Here is a 16,042-nt window from a genome sequence, read left to right as displayed (position 1 = left end):
GGCTATCCTCGCCGGAGCCAGATAACCCGGCCTCCACGAAACCCGGCGCGGTTCATTTGCCGGTCACCTATGGTGCGGATCATGGCAGACAACCCCGACGCGACTGAGTGCGACTGCGGTGCAGTCGCCGGCCCGCTGGGCGTATGCGTGGACTACTACCACGCAATCCTCTCCGAAGAGCAGACCGATCCTCGGATGTACCGGTGGCACGCGCCTGTGGTCTGTGCGTATCTCCTGCAGCACCCATACAGAGCTGACGAGAAGTACCTCGACGGCCAGTTCCGCCAGCTGCAGCTGTACCTGGACAAGGGTCTTGACGCGTTGCTTCGCGTAGCGGCTCATCAGGTGGCGCGGAACAAGCATGGGGCACGGTCGGGCTACGACATGGCGCCATTGGCGGTATACGAACCACTCCCGCCGGGCGGACCTCCCCGGCACTTCCGCGCCACGTTCTGCGGGTTGCCGTTCAGGGGCGGCAGTTTCGTGGCTGACGGTCATCTGACATACGGACACCACATCGAGGCCATCGCCGAAGCGACTGTGGAGTCCTGGAAATCCCTTCAGCGGGCCTGATGTTCCAGGGCGGCTGGACCCGCCCACACCATGCCGAGCTGCAAAAGGCCGGCGCCTGCGCGCGGCGGCGGCTGAGCCGTTCGGCGGCGCGGCAGGAACCGCCCTCTTCGGCGACAGCCACGACATACGCCACCGCCCGCGGTTGCCCGCGCCTCGATTCATCTCGATCGGTGATGAGTGTGGGTGACAAGCGCTTCTGGTCAGCGGCTGCTTCCCGGGCTGCAATCGATCCCGATCTCGGAAGGAGCTGTTCAATGGCTGTCCCCCATCGCAGGCCCTGGTCGTCGGCGCGGAGGCCGCAGAGGTCGTCAGCCTGCCCGCGAGCGGAGCGTTCGCCGTGCGGCTCGGCGGGTTGTTCGGGCCGCCGGTCTTCGGCGTCACGGCCGCCGCCGTGGCATTGCCTCAGGTGGCCCTCGCACTGCAGGCCGACGCCGCGGAGGTCGCTTGGCTCCTCACCGTGCACGCGCTGGCGCTCGGTGTGGGCACCGCCGTCTTCGGACGCCTGGCGGACTCCCGGGGGACGCGCGCCGTGCTGCTGATCGCGTCGCTGATGCTCGCCGCCGGTGCGCTCGTGTGCGTGGCGGCGCCCTCTCTCGGTGTTCTGGTCGCCGGGCGGCTGTTGCTGGCGGCCGGCTCCGGAGGCGCGACAGCGGTCGGCGCCGCCCTGCTGGCGAACGTGGACGGAGAACAACGGACGCGGGTGCTCGCCGGATACGGCGTGGTGATGGCGATCTTCGCGTCCGTCGCCACGCTGCTCGGCGGCGTGGTGACCACCTGGTTGAGCTGGCGGGTCACCCTCGTGCTGCCGGTGCTGTCCGTTCTGGCGGCCCCCTTTTTGCCTCCGGCCGGCCGTACGGCCGGGGTCGCGCCGTCCGATCGACGTCGCTGGAGCCGCGGCGCTGACCGTAGGCGTGAGCACCCTGCTCGTGCTCATCCAGGCCAGGACGCTCAAGCTCGGCATGCCCGTCGTTGCGGCTCTCGCGGCGGGGTTCGTGCTCGCCGCCGGCGTGCTGGCCTGGCGGGTGGTCCGGCGGCCGGACGGCTTCGTCCCGCGCGCGGTCGTCGGGCGGCCGGCCTACCGGATCGAGTCTGCGACCGGCGCCGGCATCTTCGGTGGCCTGTTCGCCGCCATGTACGCGGTCCCGCAGATCCTGGCCGGTGCATACGGGTGGGGCGTCCTCGGCATCGGCGCCGCGCTGTTGCCCGGCGCCGCGATCGGCGCGGTGCTGTCGCGTCGGGCAGGTCTGCTCGGTGCGCGCAACGGCCGCCTGGTGCTGGCCGCCACCGCGCTGGCGGCGGCCGTCGCCCTGGTCTTCACCGCGACGGGCCAGGGCGGTCCCTGGCCGGCGGTGCTCGCGGCCTCGCTGTGTCTCGCCGCGTTCGCCGTCGCCCAGGTAGCGATCATCGGTGAGCTGCCGGCGCGGTTGCCACTTCCGCTGCGCGGTGCGGGCATGGGTCTGTTCAACCTGACGTCCTTCGTCGCCGGCGGGGTGGCCGCCGCCCTCACCGGGGCGGCGGCCACGCCGATCGGCACGCTCCGCACGCCGGCGCTCGTCGCCCTCTTCCCCCTGTCCGCCGCCGTCGTGGCGGTCGTCACCCGCTCCCGGGCGGCCGGGCGAGAGGGGAGGAGCCGGGACGAACAGCACGTGACCCAGTGATCGCCGCGGATGAGCAGCGCTGCCAGGCCGGCCGTTCCACCGCATCCACGGCCGTCGGCGTGAAGGCTCCCGCGGGCGCTGACTGCTGTACGTCGGTCGCGGGTGGTCGTCCCGCGCGCATCTGTTCCGTCATCGCTGCACGGGTTCGGCGCCGGGCAGGTGCCGGCGCGTGCGCACCGGTGACAGGAAGACCGGCAGGAAGGCCGAGGCGAGCACGGCGCCGCCCATCCACAGCGCGACGCGGGCTCCGGCCAGTTCACCGGCAACCCCCGCCACGGCGGAGCCGGCCGCGAGCGCACCGGTCAGCACGGAACGGAACGTCGCGTTCATCCGCCCGAGCAGGTCAGGGGGCGTCAGCTGCTGTCGCAGGCTCACTCCCAGCACGTTGTCGATGCCCGTCTTGACCATGGCCAGGAGCCAGCCTGCTCCGGCCAGCCACAGCCAGGGACCGTGGCCGACGAGCGGCACCAGCAGCCCGGCGGGGGCCAGGCACAGGCCGGCCAGGCCAAGGGCTCGCCCGTATCCGAGCCACGCGGAGACCCTGCGGGCGCAGCGGGCACCAAGCAGCAGACCGGCTCCGCCTGCGGCCCAGAACAGGCCCAGCACTCCTGCCGGGAGTCCGAGTTGCCGGGTGAACAGCACCGGAAGGATGGTGTTGACGATCGAGGAACCGAGGTTGGTGAGGGTCGCGGTGAACGCCAGTGCCCGCAGCTCCCGGTGCCCGAAGACATGATGCAGGCCTTGCGCGATCTGCGCTGCCAGCCGTACGGGGGCTCCGGCTGCGGGGGGAGCGGCCGGGGCGCCGGGCAGGGCCAGGAGACGGAGTGCCGAGGCGAGGTGGGTGACGGTGGTGCAGGACAGGGCCACGGGTGCGGTGAGCAGCTGGACGAGCGCGCCGCCCACGCCGCGTCCGGCGACGTTGCCGGCGGCGATGAGACTGACGATCACGGCGTTCGCCTGGACCAGGCCGTCTCGGCCCACCAGACGTGGCAGCGTGCTCTGGGAGCCTACGTCGGCGAAGACCGTGGCACAGCCGTTCAGCAGGACGACCGCGTACAACTGCCCGAGCGTGAGCGAGCCGGACCACCAGGCCAGCGGGACGGAGGCGGTCAGACCGGCCCGGGCCAGATCGGCGGTGATCAGCACCCGCCGATGGCGCATCCGGTCCACCCACGCGCCGGCGGGCAGGCCGATGAGGAGGAAGGTGACCGTGCTGAGCGCGGCCAGCATGCCGACCTGGACAGGGCCGGCGTCCAGCGCGGAGACGGCGACGAGCGGGACGGCGACGTAGCTGATGTTGGCGCCGAGCTGGCTCAGGGCGGTCGCGGTGAACAGGGCGCGGAAGCCGGGGCTCCGCCAGGCCGAGTCGGAGTGCATGGTTCCGTTTCAGGTGGTTGGAGCGGGGGTGCGCGTGGTGTGCCGTGTCATGGCGACGCCGACGAGGACCACGACCATGCCGGCCAGGACGCGGGGACCGAGCGCCTCGTCCAGCACGATCGCCCCGAGCGCCACCGAGACGACCGGCAGCAGATAGCCGACCGTGGCCGCGCTGGTCGCGCCTTCGTCGGCGATGAGGCGGTAGCTGAGGTAGAAGGTGACTCCGGTGCTGCAGACGCCGAGGACGACGAGGGCGAGCACGCCCAACGGCCTCGGCCCGGCCAGCGCGCCACCGGCGGGCAGGGCCAGGAAGCTCAACCCGGTGGCGGCGATGAGCTGGGCCGCGGACAGGGCCAGGGGCGCGGTCCCCCTCCCGGTGAGCCGCCGATCCATGTACGCGAAGGCGATGGCGTAGCTGGCCGCCGCGCCGAGCAGGGCCAGCGCGCCCCAGCTCATCAGACCGCGCTCCTGCCAAGGAGCGAAGATCAGCAGCGTTCCTGCGAACCCGAGAAGGAGTCCGGCCAGCCGTACCGGAGACAACCCGCGCTCGGTGCCGACGACCAGGCCGATGAGCAGGGACCACAGCGGGGTCGTCGCGTTGAGCACCCCCGCCACTCCGGAGTCCACGCTCTGCTCTCCGGCGCCGAACAGGAAGAAGGGCAACGCGTTGCAGAAGAAGGCGGCGACGGTCAGGCGAGCCCACGTCCCGCGGTCACGCGGGAGGCGCTGACGGGCCGCCCGAGCCAGGGCGAGCAGCACGAGCGCGCCGAGCGCGGATCGGGCGGCGGTGATCTGGACAGGGGTCAGCCCGTTGTTCAACGCCAGCTTGATCCAGAGGAACGCCGAACCCCACAGAAGCGCGAGTGTCGCCATACGCATTGCCGGAACCCCTTCACCTCGTGAGATCCCAGCCAGGTTTCCCGACTCAACTCGACAGGACAAGTGAAAAGTTCTACAGATCCATTAAGCTGCCCTACATGCTTGACGTACGGCGGCTGCAGATCCTCCGCGCGGTGGTCACCAGCGGCTCGGTGACCGCCGCCGCGGCCAACCTCGGTTACACGCCCTCGGCCATCAGCCAGCAGATGGCCGCACTGGAGAAGGAGGCCGGGACGCCGCTGCTGGAACGCGTCGGCAGGGGCGTGCAGCCCACGGCAGCCGGGCGGCTGCTCACCGAACACGCGGCCGTCATCAGCAGGCAGCTGGCCGAAGCCGAAGCGGCGCTGGCCGACCTGCGCGCCGGACGCACCGGGCAGCTGACGATCCGCTACTTCGCCACCGCCGGCGCCGCCCTGGTGGCGCCCGCAGTGGCCTGGCTCCGCACCCAGCACCCGGGAGTACGCATCGACCTGAAGACGACCGACCCCGAGGACCCCCTGCCCGAGGTGACGCAGGGCCGGGCCGACCTGGCCATCGTGGTCGCCTCCCGCAACCGCCGGTATGACGGCGTCCGCCTCGTTCACCTGCTCGACGACCCCTACCGCGCCGTCCTCCCCAGTGGACACCGGCTGACGGCGAAACGGGTCCTTGACCTGACCGACCTGGCCGAGGAGCCCTGGGTGCGCAGTGAGCGTCCCGGTCCCTGCCTCGACGCGCTCCTCGACGGCTGCGCCGCGGCGGGATTCAGTCCCAGCTTCGCGGTAGAGAGCGAGGACTACCCCACCGCGCAGGGATTCGTCGCCGCGGGCCTCGGGTTGAGCCTGATCCCCAGCATGGGGTTGACCAACCGCCACCCGGGCGTCGTCATCCGCAAGGTGCGCAATCCCGAACCTGTCAGGGCGATCCACGCGGCCGTACGGGAGGCATCACCGAGCCGGCCCGTCCTCGACGGATTGCTCACCGCGCTCCGCAACGCGGCCGCACGGTGAAGGCCGCGCCTCGGAACCGGCCCCGCTCCCGCCTGGCGTCCCTGGCGCCCGTGTGCCGTCGTCATGACCTCACGGTGGCGGGTGACGCTGCCGGGTAGCAGCTTGAAGGCTTTCGAGCGCGCCGGTAAAAGACGGTCGGCCACGTCCGCGGCCTGGCCCGGGAGAGTCGGTCTGCACGGGCACGGCGGTGCTGGTCGCCGCCGGCCTGCTCGACGGGCGTCGGGCCGCCACCCACTGGAAGTACGGGGCACGTACTCGCCACCCGTTACCCGGAGATCACCGTCGACGCCGAGCCGATCTTCATCCGCGACGGCAACGACGGCACAGCAGCCTCGGCATGCTGACCCCGGTAGAGTCCGAGAACACGACCATCGTGGCATGACAATCCAGAAACGCGACTCCACAGGACCCGGGGCAGACCACCGGTGGCCAAGAGCGTCGGCTGCCATTCGCCGACCTGTAGGAGATCAACGCGCGCCGACCGGGACCGACTGCCGGCGAACTGCTGGAGCGGATGCTCGCCGGCCGCGGGACCAGGGAGCGCACGTAGCCGCTGGCGCATATGGGCCCCGCCCTGGGGAGGGCGGATTCCCCTCAGCGGAGCAGTACGGCACCCGCCGCGCAAGTAGCCTGCCGCGTCGGAACACCTTGCGCTGTGACCTGCCCGGTTCCGGAACGCGCTGATTCGTTACATTCCGGATCTTGCCAAGGAAGATCACGAGGGCGGACATTGACACGAGTCGTCAATCCTCGTCGACCCCGCAAGGGAGCCCCCCTCGATGAACCGCTGGAAGACGCTCCTGCTCACCCTGGCGCTGGCCGTACCCCTCGGCGCCCCGCCCGCGGCGGCCGAACCCCAGGCCCCGTCCCCTCCGGTGCCCGCCCCGATCACCGACAACGAGACCCGGCCCGTCCACTCGCGTGCCGACGCCCTGACCGAGACCGTGTTCGTGGAGGTCGCCGGGACCGACAGCGACGCCGACGGCCGCCCCGACCGGGTCGCCGTCGACATCATGCGCCCCGCGGCGACCGCCGACGGGCTGAAGGTGCCGGTCATCATGGAGGCCAGCCCGTACTACGCGGGCGGCAACGACGTGGCCAACCACGTCGTGGACCTCGACGGCTCCGACCCCGCGGGCATGGAGTACCGCCGCAACAAGTTCCGCGACCTGCGCGAGCAGATGTTCGGCGACACCGGGCAACCCGGCGCCCGCTCCAGCACGGCCCCGCCCTTCCCCGGCTACTACGACAACTACTTCCTGCCGCGCGGCTACGCGATCGCGCTGGTGGAGAACCTCGGTTCGGGCCGCGCCACCGGTTGCCCGACCACCGGCCTGCCCAACGAGACCGCCGGGCCCAAGGCGGCGATCGACTGGTTGAACGGCCGGGCCAGGGGCTTCGACGCGGACGGCGACGAGGTGCGGGCCGACTGGTCCACAGGGAACGTCGGCATGATCGGCGTCTCCTACAACGGCACCCTGCCCAACGCCGTGGCCGCCACCGGCGTCGAGGGCCTGAAGACCATCGTGCCGATCGCGGCCATCTCCTCCTGGTACGACTACTACCGCGCCAACGGCGGCGTGGTCGCCCCCGGCGGTTACCAGGGCGAGGACGCCGACGTGCTGGCCCGCTACGTCCTGACCAGGGAGAACGGGCAGGAGGTCTGCGGCGCGCTGATGGACGGCATCGAACGCGACCAGGACCGTGTCACCGGCGACTACTCGCGCTTCTGGCACGAGCGCAACTACTTGCCCGACGCCCGCAAGGTCCGGGCCGCGGTGTTCCTCGTGCACGGCCTCAACGACTGGAACGTCAAGACCAAGCAGGCCGTCCAGTGGTGGGAGGCGCTCGCGAAGCGGGGCGTGCCGCGCAAGATCTGGCTCCACCAGGGCGCGCACTTCAACCCGTTCAACTTCGCCTCACGCAACGCCGAGTGGCTGCGCCAGCTGCACCGCTGGTTCGACTTCCACCTGTACGGCCTGCGCAACGGGATCATGAACGAGCCGCAGGCCGACGTGGAGCACGGCCCCGGCCAGTGGGCTCAGCACGCCACGTGGCCGCTACCCGGCACCCGCGACGTGCGGCTGCACCTGGCCGCGGGCTCCGGTGGGGGGAGCGGCACACTGAGCCCCGGACGCGGCCACTACGGCGACCACCGCGAGGGCGGCCGCGCGGTCGAGTCGTTCACCGACGCCCCCGCCCGCACCGCCGAGCAGCTCGCCGAGAACGAGAGCGCTGCCGACCCGAACCGACTGGCCTACCTGTCGGCGCCGCTGACCGCTGACACCCGGCTGTCCGGCACGCCGCAGATCAAGGTCCGGGCGGCCTTCTCCGGCGGGCGCTCGCCGTACCTGACGGCGCTGCTGGTCGACTACGGCACCGACGCCCGCGCCTACGGGCAGGTCGCCTACGGGCCCACCCCGGTCTGCTACGGCCAGGGCGTGCCCGGCGACACCGGCTGCGCCCGGCTGGCCGAGCACGTCACCGTCACCGCCCCCTTCAAGGTCGTCACCAGGGGCTGGCTCGACGTGCGCAACCGGCACTCGGCCGCCAGGACCGAGCTGCTGCGCGAGGGCCGCTTCTACGACTTCACCTTCGACCTGCAGCCGGGCGACCACGTCTTCAAGGCCGGGCACCGGATCGGCGTCGTGCTGATCTCCACCGACCGGGACTTCACCCTCCGCCTGCCCGCCGGGACCCGCGTCGAGGTCAAGCCGGGCGACAGCTCGGTGACGCTCCCGCTCACCGGAGGGCGGCGCGCGCTGGACTGACAGCGAGGATGTAGGCGAACGCGGTGACGATCCTGCGCACGCCGGCGTCGTCGACCGTGCGCAGGGTCCGCTGCCGGGCGGGGGAGGGGGCCTTCTCCGCCATCGGCTTGCGGGCCCGGGCCAGAGCCGAGTTCACCGGGGCGGCCGAGCGCATCCGGCGGCTGGAGCGCGACGACACGTCGGCCGCCGTCTGGCTGCTGGCGCTGCTCGCCGGAGCGGCGGGCGCCGCGCTGCCGGCCGCCGCCGCGGTCGTGCCGGGGCGTCGGGGGAGCGCCGGCCCTGGTCCGGCTGCTGCGGGACGCGGGAGGCGCACCGGCGCGGGACGACGACGCGCCCGCCCCGCCGGTCTGACCCGCTCCCGCGCGGCCCCGCCCCGGCCCTCCGCGCGCGTTCCGCCGCCCGGGGCGGCCCCTCCCGCCCGGCCCGGCCTTCCCCGGGGCGCCCCTGAGGGGGTGACCCTGGCTTGTCCCTGATGTCGGTCCGCGGCCCTGCCGCCCGGCCGCTCCGGAACCTACCGTGGAGCCATGGGACGAATCCTGTTGATCGTGGCGGCCGCGGTGCTCGCCCTCTTCCTGCTCGGCTCGGTGCTGGGCTTCCTGTTCGGCCTGCTCAAGTGGGCCCTGATCATCGGCCTGGTCGCCGCGGCGGCCGTGTTCGCGACCAGGCTCCTGCGCTCGTCGAGGGTGCGCGGCTGACGGCCGCTCACTGCGCCCCGAAGGAGTGGGAGGGCTCCAGGGCCGCCCACTCCTGACGGCGGGCCTCCGCCACGGCGATCGCCGTGGCGACCCCGACGTTGAAGGATCCGACCCTGCCGACCTGCGGGATGTAGCAGACGGCGTCGGCGGCCTCCAGCAGCGCGGGGGAGCAGCCGTGGTCCTCGCTGCCGACCACCAGGCACACGTCTCCGGACAGATCCGCCTCGTGCAGGGGCACGGCGTCCCCGGTCAGCTCCACCGCGACGACCCGGAACCCGTCCGCCTTGGCGGCGCGCACGGCCTCCGGCGCGGGGACCGGCTCCTCCCAGGTGACGAGCCGGTCGGTGCCCAGGGCCGTCTTCTGCGCCTTGGGGTTGGTCGGGGGAGTGGCGTTGCCCGCCAGCCAGACGTGCTCGACGCCGAAGGCGGCGGCGGTGCGGAAGATCGAGCCGATGTTGAACGGCCCGGTCACCGACTCCACGATCAGGGCGAGCCGGCCCTGGGTGTTCCTGCGCCAGGTGCGGTTGAGCCGCTTGACGTCGGTCGGCCGCAGCTGCCTGCGGGGGTTGGCGGTCATCGCTCGCTCACCGTTCCTCGTCGTTCTCGTCGTTCTCGTCGTTCAACCGTCCGTCCCCGCCGTACGGCGGGATGCCGCGGGCCCGGCGGCGCCCCGTCTGTGCCTCCGCCGGCGCCCCCGTCAGTGCCCACCGCCGCCGGGCTCCTGCCGCGCCTCGACCCGCAGGATCCGGTAGGACGAGCGGGAGGCCGCCCGGGTCGCGGGCCAGCCCTGCTCGTTCAGCCACCGCTGCAGGGAGTCGGAGCCCAGGTGCTTCTGGACCACCAGGTGGGCGGTGCCGTCCGGTGTCAGGCGCGACAGCCAGCGGGTCAGCATCTCGTGCAGGGCCGCCTTGCCGATGCGGATCGCCGGGTTGGACCAGATGGCGCGGAACCGGACATCCGGCGGAACCTCGTCGACGTGCACTGACCTTACTTTGTCAAGGCGGGCGGTCTGTGCGTTCCTGGCGCACAGCTCGACGGAACGGCGGTTGACGTCCACCGCCCAGACCGTCGCCCGAGGCGCCCTGGAGGCCATCGTCAGCGCGATCGGCCCGTACCCGCAGCCCAGGTCGAGCAGGTCGCCCTCCGCCGGGGGAGGGGGGACGCTCTCCAGCAGGATCCGGGTGCCCTGGTCGACCCGCTCGGGGGAGAAGACCCCGCTGTCGGTCTCCAGCCTCAGATGGAGGTCGGGGAGGACCAGCGTGACCGAGCCCGGACGGCTGGCGCTCTCGGGCCGCTCCTCGAAGTAATGTGCCACCCGCTCATTGTCCCGCCTCCGGCGCGCCGCCCGGGACGGCCCTCCCCCGGCGCCCGCCCGGGAAAACCGGATGCGCCCGGCGGGCCGTCCCGGTTAGCCTCCCCGGCATGGCTACGCCCCGTATTTCCTAGCCGGCCGACCAGGTCCCGCATCACACCTGTGTCCTTCGGCAACCACGGAGCGTAACCTCAATGATCACCGCTGTCGATGTCGACGTGCGCGTCGGCGCCCGCCTGCTGCTCTCCCGGGCCTCCTTCCGTATCGCCCACGGAGACCGGATCGGCCTCGTCGGCCGCAACGGCGCGGGCAAGACCACGCTGGCCCGGATCCTCGCCGGGGAGGTCGTGCCCGCCGCGGGCACCGTCACCCGGGTGGGGACGGTCGGCCACCTCCGCCAGGACCCCCGCGCCGGGGACCTGGACGTCATCGCGGGCGACCGGGTCCTGTCCGCCCGCGGCCTCGACCGCATCGTCCGCGAACTGCGCGCCGCCGAGCAGGCGATGGCCGCCGACGACAGGGCGATGCGCGCGTACGTCCGCGCCGAGGCCGAGTTCCAGGCCCGCGGCGGCTACGCGGCCGAGGGCGAGGCGGCGCGGGTGGCCGCCGGGCTGGGCCTGCCCGACCAGGTGCTGGCCCGGCCGCTGCGCACCCTGTCGGGCGGGCAGCGCCGCCGGGTCGAGCTGGCCCGCGTCCTGTTCGCGGGGTACGACACGCTGCTGCTCGACGAGCCCACCAACCACCTGGACGCCGACGCGGCCGGCTGGCTGCGCGGCTTCCTCAGCGCCTACCGGGGCGGGGTGGTCCTGATCAGCCACGACACCGGGCTGCTGGAGGCGGCCGCCAACCGGATCTTCCACCTGGACGCCGACCGGGCGTGCGTGGACGTCCACAACGTCGGCTGGCGGGCCTACCTCGCCCAGCGGGAGACCGACGAGCGCCGGCGCAGGCGGGAGCGGGCCGCGGCCGAGCGCAAGGCGGACGCGCTGCTCGCCCAGGCCGGCCGGATGCGCGCCAACGTGAACACGGCGGTCGCGGCCAGGAACATGGCCCGCCGGGCGCACCGCATGCTCGCCGCCACCGAGCCGGAACGGCGCGCGGAGAAGGTCGCCAGGATCCGGCTGCCCGAACCGGCCCCGTGCGGCAGGACGCCGCTCACCGCGGTGGGCCTGGCCAAGTCGTACGGCTCGCTGGAGGTCTTCGCCGGAGTCGACCTGGCGGTGGACCGGGGCAGCAGGGTCGTGGTGCTCGGCCTCAACGGCGCGGGCAAGACGACGCTGCTGCGCGTCCTCGCCGGCCGGGAGCGGCCGGACGCCGGACTGGTCCGCCCCGGCCACGGCCTCCGGCTCGCCTACTACGCCCAGGAGCACGAGACGCTCGACGACGGGCGCACGGTCCGGGAGAACCTGGCGGCCGCCGCGCCGGGGCTGACCGACCGCGAGGTCCGGCGGATCCTGGGGTCGTTCCTGTTCTCCGGCGACGACGCCGACAAGCCCGCCGGCGTGCTGTCCGGCGGCGAGAAGACCCGGCTGGCGCTGGCGACCGTGGTCTGCTCCGGGGCCAACGTGCTGCTGCTCGACGAGCCGACCAACAACCTCGACCCGGCCTCCCGCCGGGAGACCCTCGAGGCGGTCCGCGCCTACCGGGGGGCGGTCGTGATGGTCACCCACGACGAGGGCGCGGTCGAGGCGCTCCGGCCCGACCGGGTGCTGCTGCTCCCCGGCGGGACCGAGGACCTGTGGAGCCCCGGCTACGCCGGTCTGGTGCCGCTGGCCTGAGGCCCGCCGGGGCGGATCCTCCGCGCCGGGGCCTCTGCGCCGGGTCCTCCGTACCGGGGACTCGGCACCGGCGGGGGCGGTCAGGCCCGCACGCATCGGCGGCGCCGCGGCCACCGGGCCCGGCCCGGTGGGCACCCGGTCAGTCGTCGTCCTGGCCGTCGTCCTCATCGGCGGCATCGGCCGTCGCCGGGACGAGCTTGCCGGTGGCCGCGTCGACGGCGATCTCCCGCTCGGCGCCCTTGCCGTCGGCGACGCCGATCTCCCACACGGCGGTGCCGCCCTCGCTCTCCAGTTCGGAGGAGACGATCCATCCGCCGTTCACCTGCGAGAGCGCGGTGCGCTGCGCCTGCTCCGCCAGGACGGCGGGCCGAGCGGTGAGGCCGGCGTCGTCCGCGTCGCGGGTGTCCCCGGTGTCCCGGGGGGCGGCGGTGGCCGTGGTGGCGGGGGACGGGGAGCTCTGGGCGCTCCCGCCGTGCTCGGCGAAGGCGACACCGCCGGCGGCGGTCAGCGCGCCGAGGGCGAGTCCGGAAAGGATGATCACTGGCTTGCGCATCGGGGTTCCTCCGTGTCCGTGAGGTTCGCGATCACCGGGATTCGCGATGACCCTTCCGAGGCTGCCCGCCGAGGCGATAGCGGGACGCTGCGAGGTCCCTAACGAATCGTTAAGCGGCCGGCCCGGCAGCGGGCCGCCCGTCTTCAACCTCGCGGGGCGGATCCGCGCCGCGGGGATCTCCGGGGCCCGGTGGCCGTCCGTGGAGGTCCCGCCTCATGCATCGCGTACGGCGGCGGCCCGGAGCGTGACCATCTACATGGTGTCCTCCTGCGGAGTTGGTAGAGCGTGAGCACCGACCGCATCTCCTGCTCGAGTCCGGCGGGGTCGCCGGAGCGCAGGATGCGCCCGTTCATGAGGGTGTGGCGCAACGCGTAGGTGCGCCGATCCGTGCTCCCACCGCTGGTGGTAGAGGCCGGTCAGGGTGGCGGCCGGGTAGCGGCGGGCGTCGGTCAGGGTGGTGGCCAGCCGGTAGGAGCCGGTGAAGACGGTTCCGTCGGCGCAGGTCACAGCGATCTGCACGTCGATGATCCGCACTTTGACCGTGCCGATCATCGTCAGGTAGCTGCCGTCGCGCAGGTGCGGCAGGCGCCGGGCGTAACCGGTCTCGCCCTGGCTGGTGGGACCGAAGATCGCACCGACCAGGGCGCGGGTCCCGGCCTCCACCAGCGTCATCAGCTCCACCAAGGGGGTAGCCACCGTGGCCGGCGGAACCGAGCCAGGCCCGGTCGCGGCCGGTGTCGGGAGCTGTCAGGGAGCTGCAGCCGTCGAAGGAGACCGTGCGGTAGGGCCCGAACCTCACTCCAGGGGTCCTGGGTTGGGCCAGCGGGTGCGCGCAGTACCCCGAACAGGCGGCGCATCGGCGCGGTGCCGGCCCTGCGGCGCAGGTCGCGCAGGGCTTGGGCGGTGGGCATCGCCACCGCGGGGCCGGTCGGTCCCGAGGTCGTCTTCCGCCAGACCAACCGGTAGCCGACCTCGGGGAACAGGCACATCGCCAGCAGGAAGTAGACCCCGACACGCGAGGGCAGCTCGCGCAGGCGCCGCTGCACGGTGCGCGTCTCGTCAAGGATGGCATCGACGAGTTCGAAGGGCGCGAAGGTGGTCAACTCGCCCAGGTGTCCGGGAGCGAATACCGCATCGGTCGCGGGGCCGGGTGAGTGGCCTGTTTCGGCAGCGCTGGGGGTAACGGGCCTGGCAGATTCGATGATCAACGCAGATCCAGTCCTTCGACGGATGGTTACGGACGATCACGAACCGATCTGGACGGATCTGAACGGCCGGAGTCCCAGCGAGCAGCAGGGCGAACGACTCTGAACGATCCTGGAGACCGTTCGGGGACCTACGGATCAGGAGGCGCAGACCCGTGCCACTCGATCCAAGAACGCAGCTGGCTGAGGATCTCACGTAGGCGAGCATCGTCGGCGAGTCCGGCAGGCATCCACGGTGAGGTCCTGAGTTCGCTCCCGGCATCGAGTTCGGCCCAGAGCTCCATGAACGAATCCCTGGCGCTCAGCCTGCGGGGGTCAGCCGCCTCGAACAAGCCGTGGAGGTCTTCGACCAGTTCGTGCAGGGAGATCTCACCCGAGTCGTATAGGTTGATGCGCTCGGCCATTTGACCGACGAGCGCGCGTTGGTGGTCCTCCATGGCGTCACCTTCTTGATCTCCCGGTCATCATGAAGGCCGGCCGGTGCGGGATACACGCGGGGTGATCTTCATTGCGGGAGCGTGAGGGTGGTGCTTCCGCCTTGGTGGAAGGGCATGTCGCCACCCGGAACGCAGCTCTTTTGAAAACCGCTGTGCTGGCTGCGAGAGCCGGTCGTGGGCACGGGGTGGGCGGGCACGTCTGTACCGGCTCCTCACAGGTGGAGCCGCCTGTATCGGTCGTCCAGTGTGCGGATGGCCTTGCCGGCCGATGGGACCGGTGCCGGATGTCAGTCCCCTCCTCCAGCTTGTCCGTCAGTCCTGACGTCGGTTTCGTCCCCCGCTACCTGAACGGGATCGTTCCCATGGGTCTCTTCTTCGAGTACTACCGCGCCGCCGATCGCGAAGCGGCGCTCATCGCCGATGCCGACCCCTCCACAGAGCTGGTCACCACGACGACCGTGTATCCCTCATATCCCTATCCCTCCCCGGCCCCGCAGAGCGACGAGGAGTGGGGCGCCCTGCGGAGGACGCGCCCTACCTGAGCGGCGTGGGCATCGAAGAGCTGTCGGTGAACGTGCGTGACCTGCTCGCCGGCGCCGATGACGCACGGCTGCCGACGCTGGTGGAGCGCTGGGCGAAGACCGAGGAATTCTCGCGCTTCGGCTCGGTCGACATGGAGTATCTGAGGTCCGTCGCCGAGGATCTCGTCGGACTGGCGCGCCGCGCGAAGGAGCGCGACCAGTTGCTCTACTGCTGGATGTGCGCCTGACAGGGGCTCCGGGTGGATCGGCCGTCCTGCCTCCAGTGGAAGAAAGGGGCCAATGGTGTCAACCGGACGCCGGTGCTCCTCGTCTCTCCTGTGCCCCGTCTGTCGCATCAGGAGTCGTCTTGCGCACCCGCCCGATCCCCCCGGTCCTCGCCGTGACCGGCGCCCTGGCCCTGCTCTGCCCACCGGCACACGCCACCGTCTCCGACGCGCGGCAGAAGACGGTCGTCATCACCGACATCGTCGAGTACCGGTGCAGCACGACCGGCGCGGCCGGGGACCAGGACGTCAAGGTCAAGATCGAGCTGACGATGCCGGCCGACGCCACGGCGGGCGAGCAGATGACCATCGGCTGGCGCGGCACCTACGTCAGCGACGCCACCGCGTTGAAAGTCCCCGCCGCGGGACTGGCCGGCGGCACCAAGTGGTACGCGTACGCGGCCATCAGCGGCCTGCCCGGCCTGACCTCCGCCACCGGAGTGAGCGAACTCGCCGCCCTCGGCCCCGGCCAGGTCATCCCCCTGCCGACGGCCGTGGTCCCTTTGAAGACCACCTCTTCTGCGGCGGGCACCGCGACGGTACGGCCGGCCGCCATCAATGTCGGGACCCGGCCCACGGAGCCGTCGATCCAGTGCGAGGTGCGAAACGCCGACGCGCTGACGACCTACCCCCTCACCATCGCCTCCGCCGACGGCACTCCGGCCGACCCGGCCCCGGTGACGCCGAGCCCGAGCACCACCGCGACCGCGACGGCGAGCGCCCGGCCGACCCATACGGTCACCGCGACCGTCACCGCCCAGGCGAGCGCTTCCGCACCGGCCACGTCGCAGCCGGCCCGCGACCTCACCACGAGTGCGGCCGGCTCCTCCGCCGGCGGCGGCACCAAGGTGATCGTGACCCCGGCGGGAGGAGCCGCGACCGGCGGCGGCGGTGACGCCGGTCCCGACGGCCGGGTGCTCGTGTCGACCGGTCTGCTGGTGACCCTCGCCGCGGTCGCCGGCCTGCGGCTGCGCCGCCGCGCCCTCCCCAGGGGATGACCCGCCCGGTGC

The 16,042-nt window shown here is 72.4% G+C and carries 18 protein-coding genes and 1 pseudogene; 10 read left to right on the top strand and 9 right to left on the bottom strand.

The window, feature by feature from the left end:
- Positions 1-81: 81 nt before the first annotated feature.
- From ABD823_RS12945 to ABD823_RS12940, 3 genes and pseudogenes are all read left to right on the top strand, one after another.
- Positions 82-573 carry a DUF5946 family protein gene (locus ABD823_RS12945; RefSeq protein ID WP_344859149.1) on the top strand — a complete coding sequence of 164 codons (492 nt, stop codon included), beginning with the start codon at positions 82-84 and terminating at the stop codon, positions 571-573.
- A 337-nt stretch (positions 574-910) separates the two neighbouring features.
- A pseudogene (locus tag ABD823_RS34630) lies at positions 911-1,351 on the top strand (MFS transporter); the annotation flags it as partial.
- 133 nt (positions 1,352-1,484) lie between these two features.
- Positions 1,485-2,231 (top strand): hypothetical protein, encoded by a 747-nt coding sequence (locus tag ABD823_RS12940; protein WP_344859147.1) that lies wholly within the window; start codon positions 1,485-1,487, stop codon positions 2,229-2,231.
- A 129-nt stretch (positions 2,232-2,360) separates the two neighbouring features.
- Here ABD823_RS12940 and ABD823_RS12935 read toward each other — a convergent pair whose 3' ends face one another.
- Both ABD823_RS12935 and ABD823_RS12930 read right to left on the bottom strand, forming a co-directional pair.
- Entirely contained in the window at positions 2,361-3,608 is a 1,248-nt protein-coding gene (locus tag ABD823_RS12935; protein ID WP_344859145.1) for an MFS transporter, read from the bottom strand.
- 9 nt (positions 3,609-3,617) lie between these two features.
- Positions 3,618-4,481 carry a DMT family transporter gene (locus ABD823_RS12930; protein WP_344859143.1) on the bottom strand — a complete coding sequence of 288 codons (864 nt, stop codon included), beginning with the start codon at positions 4,479-4,481 and terminating at the stop codon, positions 3,618-3,620.
- A gap of 104 nt (positions 4,482-4,585) precedes the next feature.
- Between ABD823_RS12930 and ABD823_RS12925 the strand changes: the two genes are divergently transcribed.
- Complete coding sequence (locus tag ABD823_RS12925; protein ID WP_344859141.1) at positions 4,586-5,476, top strand: LysR family transcriptional regulator; 891 nt, start codon at positions 4,586-4,588, stop codon at positions 5,474-5,476.
- A gap of 779 nt (positions 5,477-6,255) precedes the next feature.
- A complete protein-coding gene (locus ABD823_RS12920; protein WP_344859139.1) occupies positions 6,256-8,247 on the top strand; it encodes a Xaa-Pro dipeptidyl-peptidase in 1,992 nt (663 codons plus the stop codon).
- On the opposite strand, the gene ABD823_RS12915 is transcribed toward ABD823_RS12920, so the two are convergent.
- Entirely contained in the window at positions 8,219-8,425 is a 207-nt protein-coding gene (locus tag ABD823_RS12915; protein WP_344859137.1) for a hypothetical protein, read from the bottom strand. The genes ABD823_RS12920 and ABD823_RS12915 overlap by 29 nt on opposite strands.
- Positions 8,426-8,771: 346 nt before the next feature.
- Here ABD823_RS12915 and ABD823_RS12910 point away from each other — a divergent pair, with 346 nt between their 5' ends.
- Complete coding sequence (locus ABD823_RS12910; protein WP_344859135.1) at positions 8,772-8,942, top strand: hypothetical protein; 171 nt, start codon at positions 8,772-8,774, stop codon at positions 8,940-8,942.
- 7 nt (positions 8,943-8,949) lie between these two features.
- On the opposite strand, the gene ABD823_RS12905 is transcribed toward ABD823_RS12910, so the two are convergent.
- Both ABD823_RS12905 and ABD823_RS12900 read right to left on the bottom strand, forming a co-directional pair.
- Entirely contained in the window at positions 8,950-9,519 is a 570-nt protein-coding gene (locus ABD823_RS12905; protein ID WP_344859133.1) for an RNA methyltransferase, read from the bottom strand.
- A 120-nt stretch (positions 9,520-9,639) separates the two neighbouring features.
- The gene (locus ABD823_RS12900; protein WP_344859132.1) at positions 9,640-10,257 is read right to left on the bottom strand and encodes a class I SAM-dependent methyltransferase; all 618 of its coding nucleotides are present in this window, start codon (positions 10,255-10,257) and stop codon (positions 9,640-9,642) included.
- 191 nt (positions 10,258-10,448) lie between these two features.
- Between ABD823_RS12900 and ABD823_RS12895 the strand changes: the two genes are divergently transcribed.
- Positions 10,449-12,032, top strand: coding sequence for an ABC-F family ATP-binding cassette domain-containing protein (locus ABD823_RS12895; protein ID WP_344859130.1), 1,584 nt, complete (start codon positions 10,449-10,451; stop codon positions 12,030-12,032).
- A gap of 139 nt (positions 12,033-12,171) precedes the next feature.
- Here the strand turns inward: ABD823_RS12895 and ABD823_RS12890 are convergent, their stop codons facing one another.
- From ABD823_RS12890 to ABD823_RS12875, 4 genes are all read right to left on the bottom strand, one after another.
- Positions 12,172-12,585, bottom strand: a complete 414-nt coding sequence (locus ABD823_RS12890) for a PepSY domain-containing protein (protein WP_344859129.1) — start codon at positions 12,583-12,585, stop codon at positions 12,172-12,174.
- Positions 12,586-12,837: 252 nt separating this feature from the next.
- Positions 12,838-13,281, bottom strand: coding sequence for a hypothetical protein (locus ABD823_RS12885; RefSeq protein WP_344859126.1), 444 nt, complete (start codon positions 13,279-13,281; stop codon positions 12,838-12,840).
- Complete coding sequence (locus tag ABD823_RS12880; protein WP_344859125.1) at positions 13,257-13,793, bottom strand: transposase domain-containing protein; 537 nt, start codon at positions 13,791-13,793, stop codon at positions 13,257-13,259. The genes ABD823_RS12885 and ABD823_RS12880 overlap by 25 nt, the downstream gene beginning before the upstream one ends.
- A gap of 128 nt (positions 13,794-13,921) precedes the next feature.
- A complete protein-coding gene (locus ABD823_RS12875; protein ID WP_344859123.1) occupies positions 13,922-14,227 on the bottom strand; it encodes a hypothetical protein in 306 nt (101 codons plus the stop codon).
- Between the two features lie 305 nt (positions 14,228-14,532).
- Between ABD823_RS12875 and ABD823_RS12870 the strand changes: the two genes are divergently transcribed.
- The 3 genes from ABD823_RS12870 to ABD823_RS12860 all read left to right on the top strand — a co-directional run bounded on the left by ABD823_RS12870 (position 14,533) and on the right by ABD823_RS12860 (position 16,030).
- Entirely contained in the window at positions 14,533-14,769 is a 237-nt protein-coding gene (locus ABD823_RS12870) for a hypothetical protein (RefSeq protein WP_344859122.1), read from the top strand.
- Positions 14,770-14,774: 5 nt separating this feature from the next.
- The gene (locus ABD823_RS12865) at positions 14,775-14,996 is read left to right on the top strand and encodes a hypothetical protein (RefSeq protein WP_344859121.1); all 222 of its coding nucleotides are present in this window, start codon (positions 14,775-14,777) and stop codon (positions 14,994-14,996) included.
- A 119-nt stretch (positions 14,997-15,115) separates the two neighbouring features.
- Positions 15,116-16,030 (top strand): hypothetical protein, encoded by a 915-nt coding sequence (locus tag ABD823_RS12860; RefSeq protein ID WP_344859119.1) that lies wholly within the window; start codon positions 15,116-15,118, stop codon positions 16,028-16,030.
- The last annotated feature ends 12 nt before the right edge of the window (positions 16,031-16,042 follow it).

The sequence above is a fragment of the Planomonospora alba genome (genome assembly GCF_039534085.1).
GTDB classification, from domain to species: Bacteria; Actinomycetota; Actinomycetes; order Streptosporangiales; family Streptosporangiaceae; genus Planomonospora_B; species Planomonospora_B alba.
The sequence above is the reverse complement of the archived record's forward strand: the minus strand, read 5'-3'. Positions and strand labels throughout refer to the sequence as shown.